The organism is uncultured Draconibacterium sp., from assembly GCF_913063105.1.
Lineage (GTDB): Bacteria > Bacteroidota > Bacteroidia > Bacteroidales > Prolixibacteraceae > Draconibacterium.
The window spans coordinates 183,666-207,649 of the sequence record NZ_CAJXYQ010000005.1; the positions used below are offsets into that span (position 1 = coordinate 183,666).

Sequence of the window (23,984 nt, forward strand, 5' to 3'; positions counted from 1 at the left end):
CATTAAGAAGTAATTTAAAGAAATGTAAGACTCAGAAAATAAGATACATGAGAGTGTAAACGATGATATAAAATAGAACTATATTGAATTTGTTGAACTAAAAATTATACCTATGATGAAAAACTACATGAAGTTTTTTTTAGTCGCCTGTTTCTTGTTTGCAGCAGGCGTGTCGAACGCCCAATTTAAATTCGGAGATAAATCGAGTATTGGGCAATCAATAACTGTTGATTCACTGTCAGGAGTTACTACTTTTCTGGTAGATTTTAATACCGATAAAGGTAATAGTACCTGGACTCAGGATTCTACCGGACTCTCAATCAGCTTTAGTAAATGCCAAACGAATAAAGGTATCAAGCAGGAAGTATTTACCGATGCTTCTGCTACGGCTGAAAAAGTTTTTAACGGCGATTTTAAGGTGCGAAACTGGGGGAGCTATGAAAATCCGGTGCGTATGGCCAGCATTGATTCGATGACAGCAATTTTTACTAAATATGGCGAAAAGTATGCTGGCACTGGCGATTCTACAAAGAATGTTATCTGGAAACCATCGGCTTGTTTGTTTGATATAAATGATTCAAACCAGGTTTTTGGAACGCATCCGGGAATGTACAAGCGTGTTGAGTATGGTTTTTATTTTAAGTTCGAATCAACGCTTACTTCCGATATCGAATTTGAAATGGATACTTATGATGAAGGCAATACCAGTCAGACAGCAAGCTACAAGCTGATTGTTGCTGTTGGAAGCGAAGATAACATTGTTGGTGAAGTTGCCGATTTTTATGTTTCAGGATCTGGAAAAAAATCAGTTAAACTAGCTGAAGCTGTTGGTGTTGATTTTGCTACTTTCTCTGGAACTAAAGTTTATTTTTGGCTTAAAACCCTGGGTACTGGTACTGAAATGGCCGAAGATAGTTTTGATCCAACAGTTGTTTTTGACAACTTGACTGTTTCTTACCAGGTTCCTGTATGGATTGCTCCTCCTGCCGGAGCTATTGATGGTACTGTATTGAATAATATGGATGATCCGTTTATCGCTCCTGCTGATGTTGCTTCGATGGATTCATTGTTGATTCAGATAAACAATCGTAGCAGTGCATTGGAAATTGTTGATGATTTGGGAGACCGTAAATTACTAGAGGTACTTAACTTAATGTTCATGGATACCTTGGGGCTGATGGCCAACGATGGTAACGGCAATTACAATGTTGAGGTACCTTATACCTATAATGCCCCGGTTTGGGATGTGAATAAAATGGAATGGTCGAAACAAAAAATTACCGTTGCAGCTCCTGATTCGATGATAAATGATGATATGATGCTGTATTTCCATGCAACTCCAACTTCCGGTAATTTGCATTCTGCACGTTTAGAAATGGATTGTGGCACAAGAATCTGGTATGATTATTACATGAAGGGAACAGCACCTTACCTAGATTCGTTAGGTGTTTCTGCCGGAGAATTGAGTCCTGATTTTGATCCCGAGAAAATGACATATCAGGTGGTAGTGCCAGCCGGAACAGGAACACTTAGCTTCTCTGCAACTGCTGCTGATAGTACTGCCGCAATCGAGTTGCCTGAAGATCTTAGTTTGATGGATGGTGAAGATTATGTTGCAGTGGTTACAACTTCAAGTAAGGATGGTAGTGCAACAAATGAATACACCATAAATGTTCACGTACAATCAGAAAATGAAATTCTTTTTGTTTCAGGAAGTTCGGATGGAGTATATTCTTTGGCACGCCTACAGGACCAGAAGGTATACGATGCGCTTGTTGATGCAGGTTATTCTGTTACGATGGAAGATAAGCTGGCACTAAATGTTGAAGGTTTTGATTATACTCCTTTCAGTGGCCTGGTAATTGGTGCCGGAGTAGGTTCAAGCTGGGTAAACAATTTTGCAAAAGATGGTTATCCTGTGCCTTGTGTTACAATGCAACCTGATGGCCCACGCGCAAATAAGTGGGGCTGGGTAGGAACAGCTAGCAGCGATGGAAGTGAAATGTATGTTACCAAAACTTATGATGAAAATACAGTGCAAATGGTTGTTACGGACACAACCGGACAGTTTATAACAAATCCTTATGATACCGGAGATACAATTGTTTGGACATTAGGAACAAGCACTTCTGAAGATTTTCTGGGTAAAGAGGTAAAATCATATAATCTTTCTGACAGTATTCCGGAAGCGATACCACTGGCAACTATTCCTGCCGATGGCTTTATGCTAACAACACTTTGGGCTGTGCCATCCGGAGCATCAGTACGTTCGTTAACCGCAAATGGTTACGAGCGTGTGGTTCTGGCTAATAATGTTGTTTTCTTTGGATTATTTAACGATGGTCTTGCTTATGCTTCTGACGCATTTAGTTCAACCTTGGTTCGTTCACTTGAGTGGGCAATGGGAACTGATGCCAGTGCAGAATTGGCCGAGTTGGTACCTTCGGTTGGAGAATTAGTACCTGCATTTGATCCTGGAAAAACAGAATATCAATTGAATCTGCCAAAAGGAACCGGTTCTGTTGGATTGACAGCTAAAGCAACTTCTCCAAATGCAACAGTTGATGTTCCTGCTGACTTGGCGTTAAGTGATGGAATGTCTGATGTGATGACAGTTACTGTTACAAGTGCAAATGATTCTGTAACCACCATGTATAATGTGATGGTTCATGTTCAAGCCGATAAAGAAATCCTTTATGTTTCAAATTCAAGTGGTGCATATGGATCTGCAGATTCAGCAGCTATCAATATTTACGATGCATTGGTTGATGGAGGATACTCGGTAACTATGCTTGACAAGTTAGCACTAAATAGCGAAGGATTTGATTACAGCCCTTATTTTGCAGCGGTAATTGGAGCAGGAGTAGGTTCAAGCTGGGTAAATAATTTTGCAAAAGATGGTTATCCTATTCCTTGTGTTACCATGCAGCATGATGGGCCCAGAAAAGGTAAATGGGGTTGGACCGGAACAGATAAAGATGATAATACAGAAATGAATGTGGTAAAAACCGCCGCGGATACTCCTGCTGATTCGGCAAAAATGTCAATTCTTAACACTGATCACTTTATTACTGACATATACGAGGTTGGAGATTTAGTTGAATGGAATAGTGGTGATGGTGCATCAGAAGAATGGGCTGGAAGCGAAGTTAAAAGCTATGGCCTGGCTGATAGTATTCCTGAAGCAATTGCATTGGGAAGAATACCAATTGATGGTTCTGCTCTTACCAGTTGGTGGGCAATTCCTGCTGGTACCTCAGTTCGTTCCTTAACAACTGATGGATATAGCCGTGTTACCTTGGCAAATAATGTAGTTTATTTAGGTGTATTTGCAAATGGCTTGCTTTATGCTACCGAAGGCTTTGATACCATTTTATTAAGATCACTTGCCTGGGCTACAGGAAGTACTTCAGATGCAACGCTTGCATCATTAGTTCCATCGCTTGGCGAACTAGCTCCTTCGTTTGACTCCGGAAAAACAGAATATCAGCTTAATTTGCCGATGGGTACTACTGCTGTAAGTTTAAGTGCTACGGCCACCTCACCTTATGCTAAACTTAATGTGCCGGGAGAACTCGCACTTACGGATGGTACAACAGAAATGATGACCGTAGAGGTTATTAGTGCCGACGATACAGACACTCTGATGTATAATGTAATGGTTCATGTGCAGTCGGACGAAGAGATTGTGTACATATCTGCAAACTCTGATGGAGCATATGGCGGAGCAAAAGCTTTTGATACAAATGTTTACGATGCATTAGTTGCTGATGGTTATTCGGTAACTTTTGAAAAGCGCGGAGCACTGAAAGATCAGACAATTGGCGACAGTATAGTAGAGTTTGATTATACCCCTTATATCGGAATGGTTATTTCGGCAGGAGAAGGTTCTTCAAATGTAAATAACTTTGCAAAACATGGTTATCCAATTCCTTGTGTTACTATGCAGCCTGATGGGCCACGTGTTGATAAATGGGGATGGGTTGGAACAAAAAGTAGCGATGGTGTTCAAATGTATGTTACTAAAACATATACACCTGCCACAGCTCAAATGGTAATAACCAATAACGGACATTACATTACCGAGAATTATGAAATGGACGAAGTAGTTGAATGGACTGCTGGTACAGAAACCTCGGAAGATTTCCTTGGAAAAGAAGTGAAATCATACAACTTAAACGACAGTGTGCCTGAGGCAATTCCGTTGGCTACAATTACAGCTGATGGTAATTCATTAACCACTATGTGGGCTATTCCTGACGGTACCTCTTTGAGAACAAATGGACCAGACGGATCTGCGAGAGTTACTACCGATAACAGAATTGTATTGATGAGTTTATTTAACGATGGCTTGTTGTATGCTACTGCAGGTTTCGATTCTATGCTTGTTCGTTCGCTGGCATGGGTACTGGGAGCAGGCCCTCCAACCAGTGCTGTTGAGCTTGGTTTCGATCGCGAAGTTGTATTGTATCCAAATCCAGCAAAAGATCATGCAACAGTTAGATTTACTCTGGAAGATATGAATGAAGTTAGCTTGTCGTTATACAACATGATGGGCCAGCAAATTGAAATAAGTACGCCACAGGTATTTACCAATGGAACACATGAAATACAAATGCGTACAGATGCCTTAAACGATGGCATGTATATTTATGTACTTCAGGTTGGAACTGACTTACATAAAGGTAAACTGAATATTGTTAAGTAAAACAAGGTTATAGTTGAAAAGAAAAGGTGGGGCATTGTGCTTCACCTTTTTTTTATGGTGGCTGCTATTTTCTTTATAATTTTTTTATGAATTTGATGAAATAGCCTGTGGTAAGGGGGTTTGAATATGATGTGAAAAACGTTTACATTGTTAATAGTATTAAATTTTATAAATACTTCGTATATAGGCTAAATAAATAATGTAAACGATTACATTAAATTGTAATATTTTTCATATTTTTACAATCTTAAAGCTTGTGAACTAATTGCATATTTAAACATGAACTTGAGCTTAAGTATAACATTGCATAATCCTGCTAAACTGGTTTTCGGTTGTGGCTGCTTTCAGTCCTTTGTAAACGACCTGGAAAAAGCCGGATACAAAAATATTTTTATACTCGCCATTCCCGAAATTGAAAATCTTTTGAGTGAGGCAACAGGCATCTTGAAAAAACAGGGTTGCCAGATTGAAGTAAATACAAGTATCCGAAAAGAACCTTCGTTTGAAGATTACCGGGAATTACTGGAGCTTGCCAACCAAATTAATCCCGATTGTATAGTAGGAATTGGAGGAGGAAGTGTTTTGGATACTGCAAAATTATTGGCTGCAACCGTTGGTAGCGACGTTGATGTCAGGAGTTTTTTGGCAGGTGAGAAGAAACTCAGCCGTGTAAAAGCAATGATTTGTCTTCCAACCACATCAGGTACGGGCAGTGAAGTGTCACCAAATGCAATTTTCTTCGATCCGGATACAGGAGGAAAAGTTGGAGTTATTGACCCACATTTGGTGCCAGATGCTACTTATGTTGATCCGGAACTTACCAAAAGTGTACCGCCTTCTGTTACTGCAGCAACCGGGCTTGATGCGCTGACCCACTGCATTGAAGCTTATGTGAATAATTTTTCTAATCCGATAACCGATTTGTTTGCCCTGGAAGGGATAAAGTTAATTGGCCAAAACCTGCTAACTGCTTTTCGGGATGGCGACAATATGGAAGCCCGCGAAAAAGTTGCTTTGGGCAGCATGTATGGCGGAATGTGCTTAGGGCCGGTAAATACCGGAGCTGTGCATGCATTGGCATATCCATTGGGGAGTACTTTTAAAATTCCTCACGGCGTATCAAATGCAATGTTGTTGCCATATGTGTTAGAGTTTAACCTCGATAAAGCGGTTACAAAATATGCCAATGTGGCAAAGGCAATGGGGGTGCAGGCAACAGGAGATGAAAAAGCTGAAGCGAAAACAGGGATTGAGCAAATAAAAGCAATGATTAAGGAATTTAAAATTCCAGGATGTTTGAGCGATTTAAATATTCAGGAGAAAGATATAGAAGAAATGGCAAAGTCAGCATTAAAAATACAGCGCTTACTAAAAAATAATGTGCGCGAAGTATTGTTAAACGATGCCATTGATATTTACAAGAAAGCATATTAAGAATGACTGATTTAAAAAAATTTGGAGGAGTAGTTGTTCCGATGGTAAGTCCTTTTACCAGCGATTATCAGGTTGATGAAGCAGCTGTTAAGAGGATTGTGAATTTGTTTATTGAAAACAAAGTGCAGCCACTGGTTTTAGGAACTACAGGAGAAGTGGCATCAATGTCAGCTGGTCAGAAAAATACCCTATTAAAAACTGCTGTAAGCGAAATAAATGGAAAAGTACCAGTTGTGGCAGGCTTATGTGGTAATGCTTTAGCTACATTAATTGATGAAGGGAAGCGATATGCAGATTTAGGAGTTGATGCATTGGTTGCTTTGTCACCCAATTATTACCCAGCCAACGATAAGCAGGCTTTGAACTGGTTTGCCCAATTGGCTGATAAACTGCCGGTGCCCATGTTTTTATACAATATTCCGGCAACTACACATCATGTAATTTCTCTTGATGTAATAGAGCGGTTGAGCCATCACGATAACATAATCGGTATTAAAGATTCGCAGCCCGATCTGAATAGGATGGAAGAGTCATTGAGGCGATGGGGAAATCGTGAGGATTTTCTTTTTCTTGTTGGTTGTGCGGCAAATTCATGTGCCGGATTAGAAATGGGAGCAGATGGAATTGTGCCTAGTTTAGGTAACCTGTTTCCCGGTTTGTACAAAGCACTTTTTGTTGCAGCCATGCAAGGCGATTTTGAGGAGGCTAAACATTTTCAGAAAATTACAAATGAACTATCGGCTTATAATCAAAAAGGAAGAACGGTAACAGAAGCCATTCCTGCCCTTAAGGCCTTGATGTCGATAAAAGGTCTGTGTGGTTTGGATGTACTTCCTCCAATGATGCGTATGGATGCAAGAGAGGAACAGAGCTACCTGGAAGAGATGAAAGAAAAATTAACAGAGAGGGCTTATTAAGGGTAAATGAAAAAATCAAAACCAATATTAGCCATTACAATGGGCGACCCTGCAGGAATAGGGCCGGAGATAGCAGTTAAAACTTTCGCAAATAAAGAGGTTTACGATTGGTGTTCTCCTGTTTTGGTTGGAAGTGCAGCGGTTATGGATGAGGCAATGAAAATTGCAGGTACGCCATTACTTCTGAATCCGATACAAAAGGTTGAGCAGGCTCGTTTCGAATTTGGGAAAATAGATGTACTGGATATCGGCATGGTAGTAGGAGAGATTAAATATGGAGAAGTATCGGCAGAAGCTGGAAACCTGGCGTTTTATTCAATCGTAAAAGCTATCGAACTGGCAAAAAACGGTGAGGTTGACGGGACAGTTACTAATCCGATAAACAAGAAAGCCATTAACGATGCCGGACATCATTTTTCAGGACATACGGAAATCTACGCTCATTATACCGATACATCAAAATATGCCATGTTACTGGCCGATGAGAAAATAAAAGTCATTCACGTAAGCACTCATGTTTCATTGCGAAAGGCGTGCGATTTGGCTAAAAAGGAACGCATACTTGAGGTTATTGATATCCTGAATAAGGGGTTGAAAAGACTGGGGATTGATAGCCCGCGTATTGGAGTAGCAGGCTTAAACCCACACTCGGGAGACGATGGTTTATTTGGTGATGAAGAAATAAAGGAAATCGGACCTGCCGTGGTTGAAGCTAAGCAAAAAGGACTAGATGTAAGTGGCCCGGTACCACCCGATACCCTGTTTGCTTTGGCAGCAGGTGGAAGGTTTGATGGATGCGTTGCGATGTACCACGACCAGGGACATATCCCGTTTAAGCTGGCAGGCTTTCAGTGGGATGAAGAAACAAAAAAAATGAAAAGTGTAAAAGGTGTCAATATAACATTAGGGTTGCCAATCATTAGAACTTCGGTTGACCATGGAACTGCATTTGAAATAGCAGGACAGGGAATCGCCAGTCCGGATGCACTAATGTACGCAATAAATTACGCCGTAAAACTTGCACAAAACTAAATACTAACAGAACAAAGAATGATTGCAGTTATTGCAGATGACTTTACAGGAGCAGCCGAGATAGGGGGGATTGGATTAAAGTACGGGCTGAAGGTTGTTATTGAAACGCAGGTTAACTGGGTGGAAGGAACTGACTTATTAATTATTGCGGCTGATACACGATCGCTGCCTGAGGAAGCAGCTTTTTTGGAAACCGAAAAAATTACAACCGCTTTGTTAGAACTGAACCCGGAATATATATTTAAAAAACTCGATTCTGTTTTACGCGGAAATATTGCTGCCGAACTTATGGCACAATTAAAAAGCACAGGGAAAAAACGGGCAATTATGGTTGCCGGAAACCCTTCGTTTGGACGATTAATTGTTGACGGGAAATATTCAGTAAACGGTGTGCCTTTAACCGGAACATCATTTGCCGACGATCCTGATTTTCCGGTTAAATCCTCGGATGTAACCCAAATTGTTGAATCGGATATGATTGCTGTTTATTCAGCATCTGTAGATAATAAATTACCCGGTGAAGGAATAATTGTTGGCGATGTAAAAAGTCAGGAAGACATGATTGATTGGGTAGAAAGAATTGATGGAGAGACTGTTGTGGCTGGTGGTGCCGGTTTTTTTGATACAATCTTAATGAAACAGTTTGCTGAAGTAAAAGCCGATTGTAAGGAATGTTTTGAACTTGGCGATGTTTCGTTATTGGTTTTTGGCAGTAAATACCCGAAAGCCGATTCTATGCCAATGGGATTAAGCGGGAAAAATACCGTAAAAATAAATATGCCTGATGCCATATACGAGAATAGTAGTTTTGATGAGGCCGAACTGAAACATTGGGCAGAGAATGTTGTAAACAATTTAAAAAACAAGTTTAATGTAATTGTTTCAGCAGATCAGAACCACAGTAACGAAGCAAATCTATCAGCACGAATTGGACGAAATACCGCAGAGCTGGTAAAAATCGTGGTAGAAAGTATCCCAATAACAGATTTGCTAATTGAAGGCGGAGCAACTACATCAGAAATTCTAAAAGTGATTGGCGTAAATAAATTATTCCCCGGCAAACTGGTGTATCCCGGAATAATTCAAATGAGTACGAAAGAATATCCGAATATGGCCATTACCACCAAGCCTGGTAGTTATCCCTGGCCCGACACCGTGGAATTGACTAAAACTAAAAACAAGATTGTAGATAAAATATAATGCAAAGCAATACCATACATATTATCGACTGGTTAATAATTGTTTCAACATTTGTTGTAACCATTCTGGTAGGTTTGCGTTTCTCAAAACGGCAAAAAGATACCGGTAACTATTTTAAAGCCAGCGGAAAAATTCCATCGTGGGCCATTGGTATGTCAATTTTGGCTACTTTAATTAGCAGTGTAACATTTCTTGCTTACCCCGGCGAAGGCTTTGCAACCAATTGGATAAGGCTGGTGCAGGGACTTATGGTGCCTATTGTACTGGTGTTTATCGTTGGCGTTATTGTTCCCCTGTTTCGTAAAGTAATCCGCTTAAGTGCATACGAATACTTTGAACAGCGCTTTGGTTTCTTGGCAAGGCTTTATGCATCATCGGGGTTTGTTTTAAACCATTTTGCAAAAATGGGTACTGTATTTTACATTATTTCTCTGGCACTTAACGAGATGACTGGTGTTGATACCGTGTATATAATTTTGGTAATTGGGGTAATTGTTGTCGCAATTACAATGATTGGAGGCATTGAAGCAGTTATATGGCTGGATGTTATACAAGGGATTTTATTGATTTTTGGAGGATTAGTTTCCCTGGGTATCCTATTATTCTCTGTTGATGGAGGCGCCCCGGCCCTTTGGAATGCTGCCATGGATAACGGGCGTATAGGTTTTGGTCCTTTCGATCTCGAATTTGTTAACCTTACCTTTTGGGTAATGGCTTTAAATGGAATCTTTTATGCCATTCAGAAATACGGAACCGACCAAACAATTGTACAACGTTATTTAACCGCAAAATCAGATAAAGAAGCCGTAAAAGCATCATTAATTGGCGTTTTGTTAAGTGTGCCGGTTTGGGCTTTATTTATGTTTATTGGTACAGCTTTATTTGGTTATTATCACATAATGGGAGGGCTACCGGCCGATACAATCCCTGATAAAGTTTTCCCATTTTTTATTATGACCAAATTGCCCGTGGGCATCGTCGGGCTTATCCTGTCAGCATTAATTGCTGCAGCTTTTTCAAGCCTCGACTCTGATCTGAACTGTCTTTCGGCCATATGCCTTGAAGATTACTACCTGCGCTGGAAACCCAACACTCCTGAAAGCAAACAAATGGTTTTAAGCCGTTTATTTACCGTGCTGGCAGGTGTAGGAGCCATTGCAGTTGCTCTGTTTTATGTGAAAGCAGGAGGAAAAGGAGTACTCGGAATCATTTTTACACTTTATGCCATCTTCTCAGGAGGTATTGCCGGAATGTTTCTTCTGGGGATTTTTAGTAAAAGAGTAAATAAAAGAGCGATTTATACGGGTATGGCTGCCAGTATTTTATTTACACTTTATGCATTGTTGTCGTCAACGCCAATTGGTGCCGGCGAAAATAAAATACTGTTGCTCGACCTCGGAAAGCTAAACTTTACTCACCATAAATACATGATTGGCGTTTATAGCCACCTGGTATTAATGGTGGTTGGTTTTGTAGCCAGTTTTATGTTTAACGAAAAACCTGTGGATGTGAGCCTTACCTACTACGGTTGGGCAAAACTCAAAAAAAGAAATAGAAAAGTGTGAGATTCTAAATTATTACTAATTAAAAATTTTAAACTATGAAAGAAAAAATCTTTACTTTATTTATTTGCCTTTTAGTAGGCGCAACTTTCACTGCAAATGCGCAGTTGAATATGACTACCGGAGTTTCCTGGGACGAAATTCCACCATCGGAGCCATTGGTGCTTGAAGAAGATTTTACGGGATTTGCTTTTTTTCATTCTGATTCTACTTCAGATATGGGAAATAGTAACAATAGTTACGACCCGAATGATGAAACTATAATTATTTATGGTTACAAAAATGATTCAGTAGAGGTGCCAATTATTGGATCAGAATCAGGAAAAATTACCTATTATTTTGAACAGTGTGCATTTGCCCCGGAATGGATGGCCGCTTATGCCTACAGAGACCAGGGAGGCCAGACTGAGAATGTTAGCAATGGCTTTGTAGAAATTAGTCGCGATTATGGCTCATCTGGAGGTTACGCTCCAACAATTCGTGGCCATTTTACGGTTGATTTAAGAGCCCTGGAGTTTGTGGATATGATTCAATGGACACACTCAAGTACGGGAGGATCTAAACGTGGTGTACAGTGTGAGTATTCGCTTGATGATGGCGTAACCTGGGATACCCTTCGTTACCAGCCAGGTAATACATGGAGCCAGAGTTTTACAAAAGATCCGCTTAGTGGTACTAAAACAGCAAACGGCTACCGTTGCGATCCTTCGGCTTATGGAATGACATGGGCAGATGGTATTTATGCCGATAACGTAATGCTTCGCTTTTTGGAGTGTGGTGGACAAACACCTCGTATTCACGATTTAAAAGTTTATGGTACATATACACCGCCTACTTCGGCTGTTATTATTGACAAAGACGAATTAAAAATATTTGCATCAAATAAAGTAATTCGACTTTCAGAAGAAGCAAAAGTAAATGTTTACACTGTAGCCGGAGCTTTGGTAAAACAGGCAAACCGAGCAAATACAATATCGATGAACGATATGCCAAACGGTATTTATTTGGTAAATGCGATTAGCGGAACTAAAGTAAAAACGGCTAAGGTTTATATTCAGTAAGCATTTTATAGAAGAGGGGTTGAACCAAGCCCGTTAGCCAGATTATTTAACCAATATTAAGATATAAAGGGACATGAGAACTAAAATGAGAACTAAAACCTGGCACAACGTATCAAGAAATTGCATAAAAAAACTTGCAATTGTTTTGCTTGCGTTTATAGTGCATGCTGTAATTACGTTACCGGCAGCAGCACAAAATAAAATTAACGTTACAGGAAAAGTTACCGACAATTCGGGTGAAACCATGATAGGTGTAAACGTTGTGGTGTTAAATACAACCCATGGTACGGTTACAAATATTGATGGAGTTTACAACTTGTCGGTGAACCCAAATGATACCCTTCAGATATCATTTATTGGTTTTGAACCTCTTGTTATACCTGTTAACGGGCGTACAACTATTGATGCGGTTTTAGCTGAAAATGTAACCGACCTCGACGAAGTAGTAGTGGTGGGTTATGGCGAAGTAAAAAGAGCCAATTTATTGGGGTCAATCTCAAGTATTTCTGCCGATGAAATTGTTGATATTCCGGCCGTAAATATGACCAACCTGCTTGAAGGACGTATGGCAGGGGTTTCTGTGGCTCCGGCACAACCTACCGGTAACCCGGGTGCAGCTACCCGTGTGCGTATACGTACCGAAACAACATTCGGAGATACGGGAGAAGGGGCAAAAGACCCTTCTCCCTTATATATTGTTGATGGATTTGAGGTGTCGCAAGAGCAATTCGATATTCTTGATCCATCTGAAATTGAAAGCTATTCAGTGTTAAAAGATGCATCGGCAGCAGTTTACGGAAGTAAAGGAGCTAATGGTGTAATACTGGTAAAAACAAAACGCGGAAAAGAAGGGAAATTGAAAGTGAGTTACTCGGGTAGTGTGGGTATCAGCGATGCAACAACCCAAACCGAAATGTTAAGTGCTTACGATCATGCCCGTGCAATTAATGCGCGTTATGCCGACGATACTGCCTCACTTGTTTCGCCAGCAGAACTGCAGGACATGAAAAACCAGAATTTTAACTGGCTAAACGAAGCCTGGCAAAAATCTATGGTTACTCGTCATTCCATTAACCTGTCGGGCGGAAGTAAAACCGTAAAGTACTTCGCTGGTGGTACCTATGTGCATACCGAAGGTAATTTCCCCGATATGGGCGTTGGTAAATATTCGTACCGGCTGGGGCTTGATGCTAATATTACCGATCAGTTAACAGCATCAGCCACCATCTCAATTGATAACCGCGATTTTAAACGCCCACATATTTCAGGTGTTGGTTCAAACACCATGGAAGACCTGTTTGAAGTTTTACTTCAGGCACCTAAATGGACTCCCGCATATATTGATGGCTACCCTGTTGCCAATAACCTCGATTTTAATCCACTTTATCTTTTTGAAACAAATAGTTATAAAAGAACAGTTGACAAAGGACACACCTTAAACCTTAGACTATCTTACGAATTCGAAAAAATTAAAGGCCTAAGAGCTTCTGCTTCTTATAACCGACGCGAAAGCCAGGGGTATGCAAAAGATTACCTTATTCCTTATACCCTTTATCAGTTTAAACCACAAGGTAACGGGTATAAATATATTCTGGGTAACGAAATTGAAGAGCAGGTTACCATTCAGAATAAGAACCGTATTTCAGAATCATACAGTTTTGGACAAAACTACCAGTTAAACCTTAGTTTAAATTACGCCCGCACATTCGGGAAACATGATGTTGCAGCGTTTGTAACTTACGAGCAGTCGGAAGGTGAAGGTTATGGATTTAGAGCAACCGGAGAAAACATGGAAATTTACGGTTTGGAACTTCAGGATGCATTTCAAACCAAAACAACCGATGGAAATATGCTCGAAAGTGGTGATTTAGGAGCCGTTTTTCGCCTGAATTATTCATATGCCGGAAAATATTTATTTGAATCAGCCACGCGTTACGAAACTACAACACGGTTTGCACCTGGCAGCCGTGAAGGGCTGTTTCCATCCGGATCAGTAGGCTGGGTAATGTCTGAAGAGAACTTTTTAAAAGATAATGTTGAAGTAATCGATTTTCTGAAATTACGATTCTCGATGGGATTAACCGGTTATGCATCAGTAGCTCCTTACGAATACGAATTGCAGTATACCCTGGCCAACAGCGAAGACCGGTATTTATTTGGAAGTGATACACCAGCCGGAGGTATTGATATTGGCGGAAAAACAGACGTTACAAGTACAGGCGTAACATGGGAAAAATCGTTGATGCATAACTTTGGTATCGATATGAAATTATTCGACAGTAAACTGAATATTGCATTTGATGCCTACTACACCTATCAATACGATATTTTGGATAAACGAACTGTTGAATTTCCTGAAACCGGAGGATTGGGTGTAATGCCCGGCGAGAACTTAGGACGCTTGGAAGCCTGGGGCTACGATATGCAAATAGGTTACCGAGGAAGGATTAACGACGATATTTATTACAACATTAGTGGTGTGTTTAATTACGGAACGAACCGAATTATTGAACGCCCAACTCAATACATTCCTGAAGATTTCAGATATCCGATTGGACAGAGTACCACTGCTGCCGGCCGTGAAGAAGGTTTTATTTCACATGGTATTATCAGAACTCAGGAACAGCTTGATGCTCTCAATGCTGAATGGATGGAACTTTGGGGACATGGTTACCTGATTGAAGGTAGACCTGTAAGCTTGGGAGCCATGATTTTTGAAGATATTGGCCGCCCCGGAAACACCGGAGCCGGAGAACCAAGAACAGTGTTTGAACCCGATGGAGTGATTAATGAATACGATAAAAAATATGTGGAACGTGTTGGTGATATCTTTACCTGGAAAAATATGCTGCCATCAAGCGTTAGTATTGGTGGAGGTTGGAAAGACTTAAAAATTAGCACCCTTTGGACCATGGAGTACGGAACACGCAACCAGGCGGTTGACAAGCTCGCACGTGCAGTACCAACAAAAACTGAAAATTCTCCTGCTTTTTGGGCCGATTTCTGGACTCCCGAAACACCCAATGCAGAATATCCCAGCCCGTATTATGCTAGTTCAAACCAGTGGGTATCTACTTTCTGGATGAAAGATATCTATCAGTTGCGCCTCAGAACACTTAACATTTCCTATAGCTTGCCACGAGAATTATCTCAAAAATGGGGCATACCCGATTTAAGGGTATACTTTGTTGGAACTAATCTGTGGTCGCCTATACAAACTTTTGACTACAAGGAAGATGCAATCGCAAGATATAATACCTATCCGCTGTTGCGTACATTTAGTTTCGGATTAAACTTTAAAATATAATCCGGTTAAGGAAAAAGTTAATTAAAATGTAATTGAATAAAAATGAAGATCATGAGACAATATATAAAAATTCTTCCTTTAGCTATAAGTATTGTAGCCTTGTTGTTGGCCACTTCATGTCAGGATGTGCTTGATAAACACGATTTAAATGTATTGAACGACGAAATTTGGGAAGATGAAAGTCAGGCCGTTTTATACATTAATAATTTGTACAAAGAAAATATGCCCGACCAGTATTTTGGTCAGTATAGTCAGTTATGCGATGAAACCTATTCGGCTGATTCTCGATATACCGATTTGCTCTATGGATTTACAACGCCAAGCGATATTGGTGCCGTTACCGTTATGCATAAAGATAAATATGTGCTTATTCGCCGCATTAATATTGCACTTGAACGACTTGAAGAGTCATCAATGAGCGAAGATGTAAAAGCATTATTAAGAGGACAGGCATTATTTTTCAGGGCATGGCGCAACTGGGAAATGGTACAATTGTATGGTGGAATTCCTATTGTAACAACTGTTCAGGATCCGTACAACGAGGATCTGAATGTTCCCAGAAGTAAAACCTCTGAATCTATTAATGCTATTGTTGCCGATTTGGATGAAGCAATTTCCTTGCTTCCATTCAACTGGTCGCTTGATGAAGATAAAGGACGAATCACCAGTGGGGCTGCAGCTGCTTTTAAGGGGCGGGTACTACTTAACTGGGCAAGCCCGATGTTTAATCCAAACAATAATCAAGACAGGTGGCAACGTGCCTACGATGCTAATCAGCAGGCAATCGATCTTTTGGGCCAAATGACGATACCGCGAGGTTTACATCCTGATTTCAGTACATTATTTACTTTTGACGTTGTAAATAATATTGAGGCGGTAATATATAAACGCTTTAGTTTAAATGCCGGAACCATTTATACCCAGGGATGGGAAAACAGCGTTCGTCCACCGTCTGGCGGAGGGAATGGCGGTTATTCGCCAACATGGCAACTTATTTCAGCTTTTCCTATGGCGAATGGGAAGCTAACAAACGAACCCGGTTCGGGCTACGACGAAACCTATTTTTGGCAAAATCGCGACCCTCGTTTATATGCAACAATAGCCTACAACGGATCGCAATGGGAAATGAGTGGAAGAGATCCGGTAAATATTTGGACCTTCAGAAATATTAAAGAGTTAAACCGTGTACCTTCATCGGGGTTTTACAATAAAAAAGCAACCGATGCCGATATTGCACGCGAAAATATTAGCCAAACCAATACGGCCTGGATTGAATTGCGCTATGCCGAGGTTTTACTAAACTTTGCGGAGTGTGCCAACGAAATTGGTGAAAAAGTAACAGCCCTTGAACAGGTTCGTGCCATAAGAGAAAGAGCCGGAATTGAAGCCGGAGACGGAAGTTATGGTGTGGCTGACGGTGTATCGCAGGATGTGCTGCGCCAAATTATAATGGTGGAACGCCAGGTAGAATTTGCATTTGAAAATAAACGCTACTGGGATGTGCGTCGCAGAAAATTGTTCAGGGAAGACTTGGGTGAATACGTAACTAAACTGAACGGAACAGTTCGCACAGGATTTACTTATCGGGCAAAAAGCGGATGGAACGCTGAAATAAAAGACGAAACTTCTCAGTTTTATGGACAAATGCGAATTGATACGGCCTTATATTTCGGTCACCTGGATATAAATGATGTTAACAGTTCATCACAGTATTATTCGCAATCAACCAAAAACCTCGATATCTACCAGGGAGCAGTTACTCAACTTAACTACATCGATTTGTATGATTTCTTTGCTATACCCAGTTCGATGATTGAAAAAAGCCCGGCAGTTGAACAAACTAAAGGCTGGTTAAACGGAACTTTTGATCCGTTGGAAGAATAACAAAAAAACGACAAAAGCCATGAAACTGTTAAGCAAAATACTATTGCCATTATTGCTTGTGCTGGCTGCTGTGTGCGTTAACGGCCAACAGCTTGCATTTCCTGGAGCCGAAGGTTACGGAAAGTATGCCAGCGGTGGTCGGGGTAATGGATCGACCGGAAGAATAGCGATTGTAACCAACCTTGAAGATGATTTGGAGAATCCGCCGGTAGGTAGTTTACGCTGGGCTGTTCGGCAGGGAGTGGAAGAGTTTGTCGACCCAATTATCGGACCATATCTGGTAAAACGCCCATTAACAGTTGTTTTTCGGGTAGGTGGTGTTATTAACTTAAAAGGCGACTTAAGAATTGAACGCAAAAATATAACCATAGCAGGACAAACAGCTCTTGGCGATGGTATTTGTCTGCGCGGAGGAACCGTAAATATGGGAGGCTCAGATAACGTTATTGTCCGGTTCATTCGTTCGAGACCAGGCGATGAGCTGGGACTCGAAACTTCTGCTTTCAGAATAGAAAATGGAAGTAATTTTATTATCGATCATTGCTCGTTTAGCTGGGCTATTGAAGAAACTACGCATTTTTCAAGCAGTCCCAATTTTACGGTGCAGTGGTGTATAATTAGCGAATCCTTTTATCGGTCATTTCATCAGAAAGGTGATAGAGGATATGGTTCGCAACACGGCGGAATGTATGCTTCATACCATCATAACCTGATGGCGCATCATAATTCCCGAACACCACGCTTCAACGGTTCAAACGAAAACGACCTTGAAGCGCTGATTGATTACCGAAACAATGTTAATTATAATTTTGGACGCAGTGGTTCGTGTTATGGTGGCGAATGGATGAAAACTAATGGTTTGGGGTTTGCAGCCACAAACATGGTGAATAATTACTACATACAGGGGCCGGGCAACTACGGAACGCCTTATTTTGTGAGTCCCGGAACAGGTGACAATGGCTATGCCTCGTGGTATATTGATGGCAATGTACTGATTGGAGAAGACGAGAAAACAACCAATAACTGGTTGGGTGTAAATTACAGTGCCAAAGATAGTATTCGGGTTGATAACGTTATTGTAAAATCGGATGGCGGGATTGAGGATTACCAGAGCTATACGGAAAGTGCAGAAGAAGCCTACCTTTCGATTATTGAAAATGTAGGAGCAACCTTTCCAAAACGCGATGCTCATGATACGCGCCTGATAAAGGAAATGACCGGCGAAATTGCTATTATCCGATATGCCTATACCGATACAGCAGGAACAGAATCGCCCGTAAAAGGAGTTGAAACAGGAATTATCGATACGCAACACAATCTGGTGTCGCCCGAAGACCGGGCAAAAGGAGTTACGCCCTGGGATGTTTATCCAACAGTTGATTCGACAAATGCTCCGGTTGATACCGATAACGACGGAATGCCTGATGATTGGGAATTAACCAATGGACTTAATCCAAACGACAGCACTGATTTCCGATTAATAACCGAGAGTGGCTATACCAACCTTGAGGTATATCTGGCCGAATTGGTGGGTGACGAAATTAATACCGCTGTTAAACAAATCGAACAAAAACATTCGGATATTTCTGTGTACCCAAATCCTTTCAGCAATAAATTAACTATAAAATCATCAGGAAATATTACCGTTGAAGTTTATGATTTGTATGGAAGAAAGATTACGGAAAGTAAGAGCTTGGATCCTTTGCACAGTATTAATGTAGACGATTGGGATGCAGGGTTTTATTTGATAAGAACCACTAACGAAAGTGGTGCGGTTAATTGTAAAAAAGTAATAAAGAAATAGGGTGAGAATAAGAGCGATTAAAATAGGATTTCTGGGCATTGTAGTTCTTATTGGATGTAGTTGGCAACCGGCGGCACAACAATTAGCGTTTCCCGGAGCTGAGGGGTATGGAAAGTATGCCAGTGGGGGAAGAGGTAACGGATCAACAGGACGAATAGCCATTGTCACCAACCTCGAAGACGATGTAGAAAATCCACCGGAAGGAAGTTTGCGCTGGGCCTTTCAGCAGGGAACAGAAGTTTTGGTTGATCCGATAATTGGAGAATATACCGTTTATCGTCCCTTAACCATAGTTTTTCGGGTTGGTGGAGTAATCAATCTCGAAGACGATTTGAAAGTGAGCAGAAAGCATATAACCATTGCCGGGCAGACTGCTCCGGGCGATGGAATTTGTATTCGCGGAGCAACAGTAAATCTTGGTGGTTCAACAAACCTGATTGTAAGGTACATCAGGTTTAGGCCGGGAGACGAAAAATCATCTGAAGTTTCAGCTTTACGAATTGAAAATGGAGGTAATTTTATCATCGATCACTGTTCAATGAGTTGGGCAATTGAGGAGACAACACACTTTTCGAGTAGCCCCAATTTTACAGTCCAGTGGTGTATTGTCAGCGAATCCTTATACAGCTCCATTCATAAGAAAGGAAGTCGTGGTTATGCCACCCAATGGGGAGGCGAATATGCCAGTTACCACCATAATCTGTTGGCACATCATAATTCCAGAATGCCGCGTATAAACGGCTCAAACGAAAACGATATTGAAGCACTGGTAGATTACCGGAACAATGTAAATTATAACTGGGGGAGCTCTGGAGCTTTTTATGGTGGCGAATGGGAAAATACCAACGGACAAGGATTTTGTAAAACAAATGTAGTAAACAATTATTTTATCCCGGGTCCAGCAACCAGTTCAAGCGTATATTTTGCCCGTCCATCGCTTGTGCGCGAGGGCAGAACACTTGATGGTTATGCCGATTGGTATTTTGCTGGGAATACCATGTTGGGCCACACTGATTTAACAAATAATAACTGGCTTGGAGTAGACGGGTCAAACGTAGGAGGTATTGAGAATATTCGTTCTGATATTGAAGCCGTGCAAGTTGATGGAGAATTGGAAGATTACGACAACTACACCGAAACTGCAGAAGACGCTTATTTATCGGTACTCGAAAATGCCGGGGCCATATTACCTAAACGCGATGTTATAGACGAAAGGGTGATAAAAGAAGTAAATGGCGATTTGGAAATTGTGCGGTATGCCTATGAAATTGACGGGCAGGTTACACCAATAAAAGGCATAAATTCAGGGCTGATTGATACGCAGAAGAATCTGGTACCAAATGATGCCGCGGAAGGAACAACGGCCTGGGATGTGTATACAACAACACCCGAGTCGGAAGCGCCGGTTGATAACGATAGAGATGGCATGCCTGACGAATGGGAACTTGAAAATGGATTAAACCCAAACGATAGTCTTGATTTCAGATTAATAGCCGCAAACGGTTATAGCAACCTTGAAAATTATTTGAATGAATTAACGGTTGTTGTTTCCGCAAATGAAATAATGTCGGCAAATAAATTCAAGGTTTTTCCAAATCCTGTTACCGATGTCTTTCATATTCAGTCATCAGAAATCATCAAAAAGGTTGATGTTTTTAGTTTGAGTGGAAAGAAAGTGTTTGGTAGAGCCAACAAAAATGGTATACACGAGCTCGGAATTCAAAACCTTCCAACAGGAATTTATATGCTGAAAGCCGTAAGTGAAAAAGAAACTTTTACACAAAAAATAGTGAAGAAATAATTGAGCGTAATGAAGAAATACTTGTTCATAGGGCTAATGTTGTTTGCGTGTTTTACCATCCATGCACAGGTTTTTAATTATGTGGTTGATAAAAACGGTAGTGCCGATTTTACAAGTATTCAGGAAGCAATAAATGCAGTTTCCAGTAACAATAATGAGAGAACACTCATATTTGTAAAAAATGGAACGTATTACGAAAAAGTGCAGGTTTCAACCGATAAAATAAATGTGAGTTTAATTGGGCAGGATGCCGAAAAAGTACGACTTACATACGACGATAATCCTCAAAAAGGAACTTCTCCGGCTGATACTTATACCATGTTGGCTGGTGGTAATGGTTTGTATGTTGAGAATATGACCATTGAAAACTCTTCGGGCGATGTGGGCCAGGCAATTGCCATAAGAACAACCGGAGATACAATGGCATTTAAGAACTGTCATTTCATTGGATTTCAGGATACTTATTATGCCCATAAAAACCGTCAGTATAATTTAAATTGTACTGTTAAAGGTGCAACCGACTTTATTTATGGCGATGCCACTGCAGTTTTTGATAGCTGCACCATAAATTGTGTGAAAGGCGGAAGCTATATTTCGGCCCCGGCTGATACAAAACTTATTAGCTGGATTTACGGAAAAAAGTTTTTGCATGGTTTGCTATTTAGGTATTGTAACGTAACGGCTGATGATGATGTGCCGGTCAGCAGCTACTATCTGGGACGGCCCTGGCAACCCGATGCTTCATCGGTTTATATCAGTTGTGTGTTAGGTCGCCACATAAAAGCCGAAGGCTGGTCAACCTGGAGCGGAGATAACCACTTAAGTGCAGTGTTTGCAGAGTACCAGAATAAAAATGAAGATGGCAGTTTAACAGATATTTCGCAACGAGCGGAATGGAGTTCGCAGTTGGATTCTGCAACTGTAGCTAGCCGTTATAAACTCAGTTATTTTCTTAGAAAAAACGGAAAGACCTGGGATCCGCTTCGCATGACTCTTGAACAGGAATCTCCAAATGGGGTGAGTCTTGGCAATAATACTTTGAGTTGGAATGCAGTAGACAATGCCATAGGTTATGTGGTTTTTAAAAACGATTCAGTACTTGGTTTTACAAGCACAACAATGTTCCAGGCAACAAATCTAACGGGTAACAGCACTGATTATCAAATAAAATCAGTTACAAAGTACGGTGCACTCAGCCTTAGTACCTATTCTATTCCAACAGGTGTTAATGGGCTCCCCAAAAACACAAAACTGATTCAGACCTATAAAAACGGCATTGTTAATTTTAGTCAGGTCGTAAATTATCAGGTTTTTACATTATCCGGGGTGTTAGTTGATTCCGGTAAATCAGACAATGTAAATATCCAGACAGAGCATTCGGGTATGTATATTGTTCAGGTTAAAAATAATAGAGGAGAGACAGCGGCAATAAAAATAATGAATCAGTAATAAGAGAGAGGACTGCTATAAAGGACATTTCCTTTATGTTGTATGGCATGAAAAATAGTGATTGAAGTTTGTCCACTTTTTCATAGTACATGCAAGTATTAATAAAATATTAAATTGAAAATAAGATGAGGATTTTGAAAGTATTTACAGTATTTAGTTTTTTTTGTTTAGTAAGTCAGTTGGCATTTGCCCAATACCCCGACATGGGTGAAGTACAGCCAACAGTTGATTCATTAAACAGGGTTTGGAATAAAATGGATGCCGAGGCCTGGGAGAAGGCGCTGCCGGTAATCTTAAACGATATGCAAAATGATAAACCCTATAACCAGTGGGCGCAAAGAGCCGATGACTTACCTCAAGCTGATATTCCAGCTTTTCCGGGTGCCGAAGGTGGTGGTATGTACACTGTTGGAGGCCGTGGTGGAAAAGTTTTTGTTGTTACAAATTTGGCCGATAGTGGCCCCGGAACACTCCGCGAAGCCTGCGATGCCGGCGGTGCTCGTATTGTTGTTTTTAATGTGGCCGGCATAATTAAATTAGAAAGGCCAATAAACATTAATGCACCTTATATTACCATTGCAGGGCAAACCGCTCCCGGTGATGGTGTATGCATTGCTGGTGAATCATTTTTAATCAATACACACGATGTAATTATCCGCCACATGCGCTTTCGTAGAGGTGATACCTGGGTAGGCCGTCGCGACGATGCCATCGGTGGAAATCCAGTTGGAAATATCATTATCGACCACATTTCCGCATCGTGGGGATTAGATGAAAACATGACTTTGTATCGCCATATGTTTACTGATGCACCAAACAATCCAAAAGCAGGCCGCCACAAATATTCTTTGGTAAATATTACCATTCAAAACTCAATTTTTGCCGAGGGATTAGATACCTATAACCATGCCTTTGGTAGTACCCTGGGCGGACAAAACTGTATGTTTGTTCGTAACGTATGGACCAACAACACCGGTCGTAATCCATCAGTTGGTATGAACGGTACCTTTAACTTTGTAAACAATGTGGTAAACAACTGGTGGCACCGTACCATGGATGGTGGCGATTACAGCACCCGTTACCAGTTAATTAACAACTACTACAAACCTGGACCAATAACACCAAAAGATAAACCTGTTGGTCATCGTTTTGTAAAACCCGAATCGCGCTACGAGCTCGGTGGAGTTAAAATTTACGGAAAAGTATGGGTAGATGGAAATATTATGGAAGGCTATCCTGAAATTACTTCCAACAACTGGAAAGGAATTCAAATTGAAGGCATGGATGGAGCCGGCGAATATTTGCCACAAATAAAATCGGGTAAGCCGTTTAAAATGCCTTATGTAAGCATAATGGAGGCGCAGGAAGCACACGATTTTGTACTTGAAAATGCCGGTGCGAACCTACCTAAAAGAGATGCTGTTGATAAGCGACTGCTAAAACAGGTGAAAACTAATAAAATTAACCTCGACGATTATACCGAAATCGATTCACTGTACCAGTTTAAACACCGAAGATTAGGACCTGATTCGTGGAAAAAAGGAATTATTACAGATATCCGCCAAGTAGGTGGCTACCCTGAGTATAAAGGCCAACCTTATAAAGATTCGGATAAGGATGGTATGCCTGACAAATGGGAAAATAAATACAAAAAGTTAGGACTTGACCCCAATGACCCGACAGATGCTACCGAAGATTGTAATGGTGACGGTTATACTAACATCGAAAAATATATTAACGGTATTGATCCTTCTAAAAAAATAGATTGGACCAATCTCGAAAATAATTACGATACACTTTCTAAAAAGGGAGAATTATAGGCTGA

General features: G+C 40.8%; 13 protein-coding genes. All 13 read left to right on the forward strand.

Annotation, left to right across the window (positions count from 1 at the left end; translation table 11 throughout):
* The first annotated feature begins 112 nt into the window (after nucleotides 1–112).
* The 13 genes from QZ574_RS06850 to QZ574_RS06910 all read left to right on the forward strand — a co-directional run bounded on the left by QZ574_RS06850 (nucleotide 113) and on the right by QZ574_RS06910 (nucleotide 23,979).
* Nucleotides 113–4,708: a cadherin-like beta sandwich domain-containing protein gene (locus QZ574_RS06850; protein WP_297088157.1), complete on the forward strand. Its 4,596-nt coding sequence runs from the start codon at nucleotides 113–115 to the stop codon at nucleotides 4,706–4,708.
* A 279-nt stretch (nucleotides 4,709–4,987) separates the two neighbouring features.
* A complete protein-coding gene (locus tag QZ574_RS06855) occupies nucleotides 4,988–6,142 on the forward strand; it encodes an iron-containing alcohol dehydrogenase (RefSeq protein WP_297088159.1) in 1,155 nt (384 codons plus the stop codon).
* 2 nt (nucleotides 6,143–6,144) lie between these two features.
* Nucleotides 6,145–7,059 (forward strand): dihydrodipicolinate synthase family protein, encoded by a 915-nt coding sequence (locus QZ574_RS06860; protein ID WP_297088161.1) that lies wholly within the window; start codon nucleotides 6,145–6,147, stop codon nucleotides 7,057–7,059.
* Between the two features lie 6 nt (nucleotides 7,060–7,065).
* Complete coding sequence (gene pdxA, locus QZ574_RS06865) at nucleotides 7,066–8,091, forward strand: 4-hydroxythreonine-4-phosphate dehydrogenase PdxA (RefSeq protein ID WP_297088163.1); 1,026 nt, start codon at nucleotides 7,066–7,068, stop codon at nucleotides 8,089–8,091.
* Between the two features lie 18 nt (nucleotides 8,092–8,109).
* A complete protein-coding gene (locus tag QZ574_RS06870) occupies nucleotides 8,110–9,291 on the forward strand; it encodes a four-carbon acid sugar kinase family protein (RefSeq protein WP_297088167.1) in 1,182 nt (393 codons plus the stop codon).
* On the forward strand, nucleotides 9,291–10,856 hold the full coding sequence (locus tag QZ574_RS06875; protein ID WP_297088169.1) for a sodium:solute symporter: 1,566 nt from the start codon (nucleotides 9,291–9,293) through the stop codon (nucleotides 10,854–10,856). Before QZ574_RS06870 ends, QZ574_RS06875 begins: the two co-directional genes overlap by 1 nt.
* Before the next feature lie 35 nt (nucleotides 10,857–10,891).
* A complete protein-coding gene (locus tag QZ574_RS06880) occupies nucleotides 10,892–11,914 on the forward strand; it encodes a T9SS type A sorting domain-containing protein (protein WP_297088171.1) in 1,023 nt (340 codons plus the stop codon).
* Nucleotides 11,915–11,987: 73 nt separating this feature from the next.
* Entirely contained in the window at nucleotides 11,988–15,221 is a 3,234-nt protein-coding gene (locus tag QZ574_RS06885; RefSeq protein ID WP_297088173.1) for a SusC/RagA family TonB-linked outer membrane protein, read from the forward strand.
* Between the two features lie 51 nt (nucleotides 15,222–15,272).
* Nucleotides 15,273–17,105, forward strand: coding sequence for a RagB/SusD family nutrient uptake outer membrane protein (locus tag QZ574_RS06890; RefSeq protein WP_297088174.1), 1,833 nt, complete (start codon nucleotides 15,273–15,275; stop codon nucleotides 17,103–17,105).
* Between the two features lie 19 nt (nucleotides 17,106–17,124).
* Nucleotides 17,125–18,909: a T9SS type A sorting domain-containing protein gene (locus QZ574_RS06895; protein ID WP_297088177.1), complete on the forward strand. Its 1,785-nt coding sequence runs from the start codon at nucleotides 17,125–17,127 to the stop codon at nucleotides 18,907–18,909.
* 1 nt (nucleotide 18,910) lies between these two features.
* Nucleotides 18,911–20,710 carry a T9SS type A sorting domain-containing protein gene (locus QZ574_RS06900; protein WP_297088179.1) on the forward strand — a complete coding sequence of 600 codons (1,800 nt, stop codon included), beginning with the start codon at nucleotides 18,911–18,913 and terminating at the stop codon, nucleotides 20,708–20,710.
* A gap of 9 nt (nucleotides 20,711–20,719) precedes the next feature.
* Complete coding sequence (locus QZ574_RS06905) at nucleotides 20,720–22,159, forward strand: pectinesterase family protein (RefSeq protein WP_297088181.1); 1,440 nt, start codon at nucleotides 20,720–20,722, stop codon at nucleotides 22,157–22,159.
* A gap of 125 nt (nucleotides 22,160–22,284) precedes the next feature.
* Complete coding sequence (locus QZ574_RS06910) at nucleotides 22,285–23,979, forward strand: pectate lyase (protein ID WP_297088183.1); 1,695 nt, start codon at nucleotides 22,285–22,287, stop codon at nucleotides 23,977–23,979.
* Nucleotides 23,980–23,984: the final 5 nt, after the last annotated feature.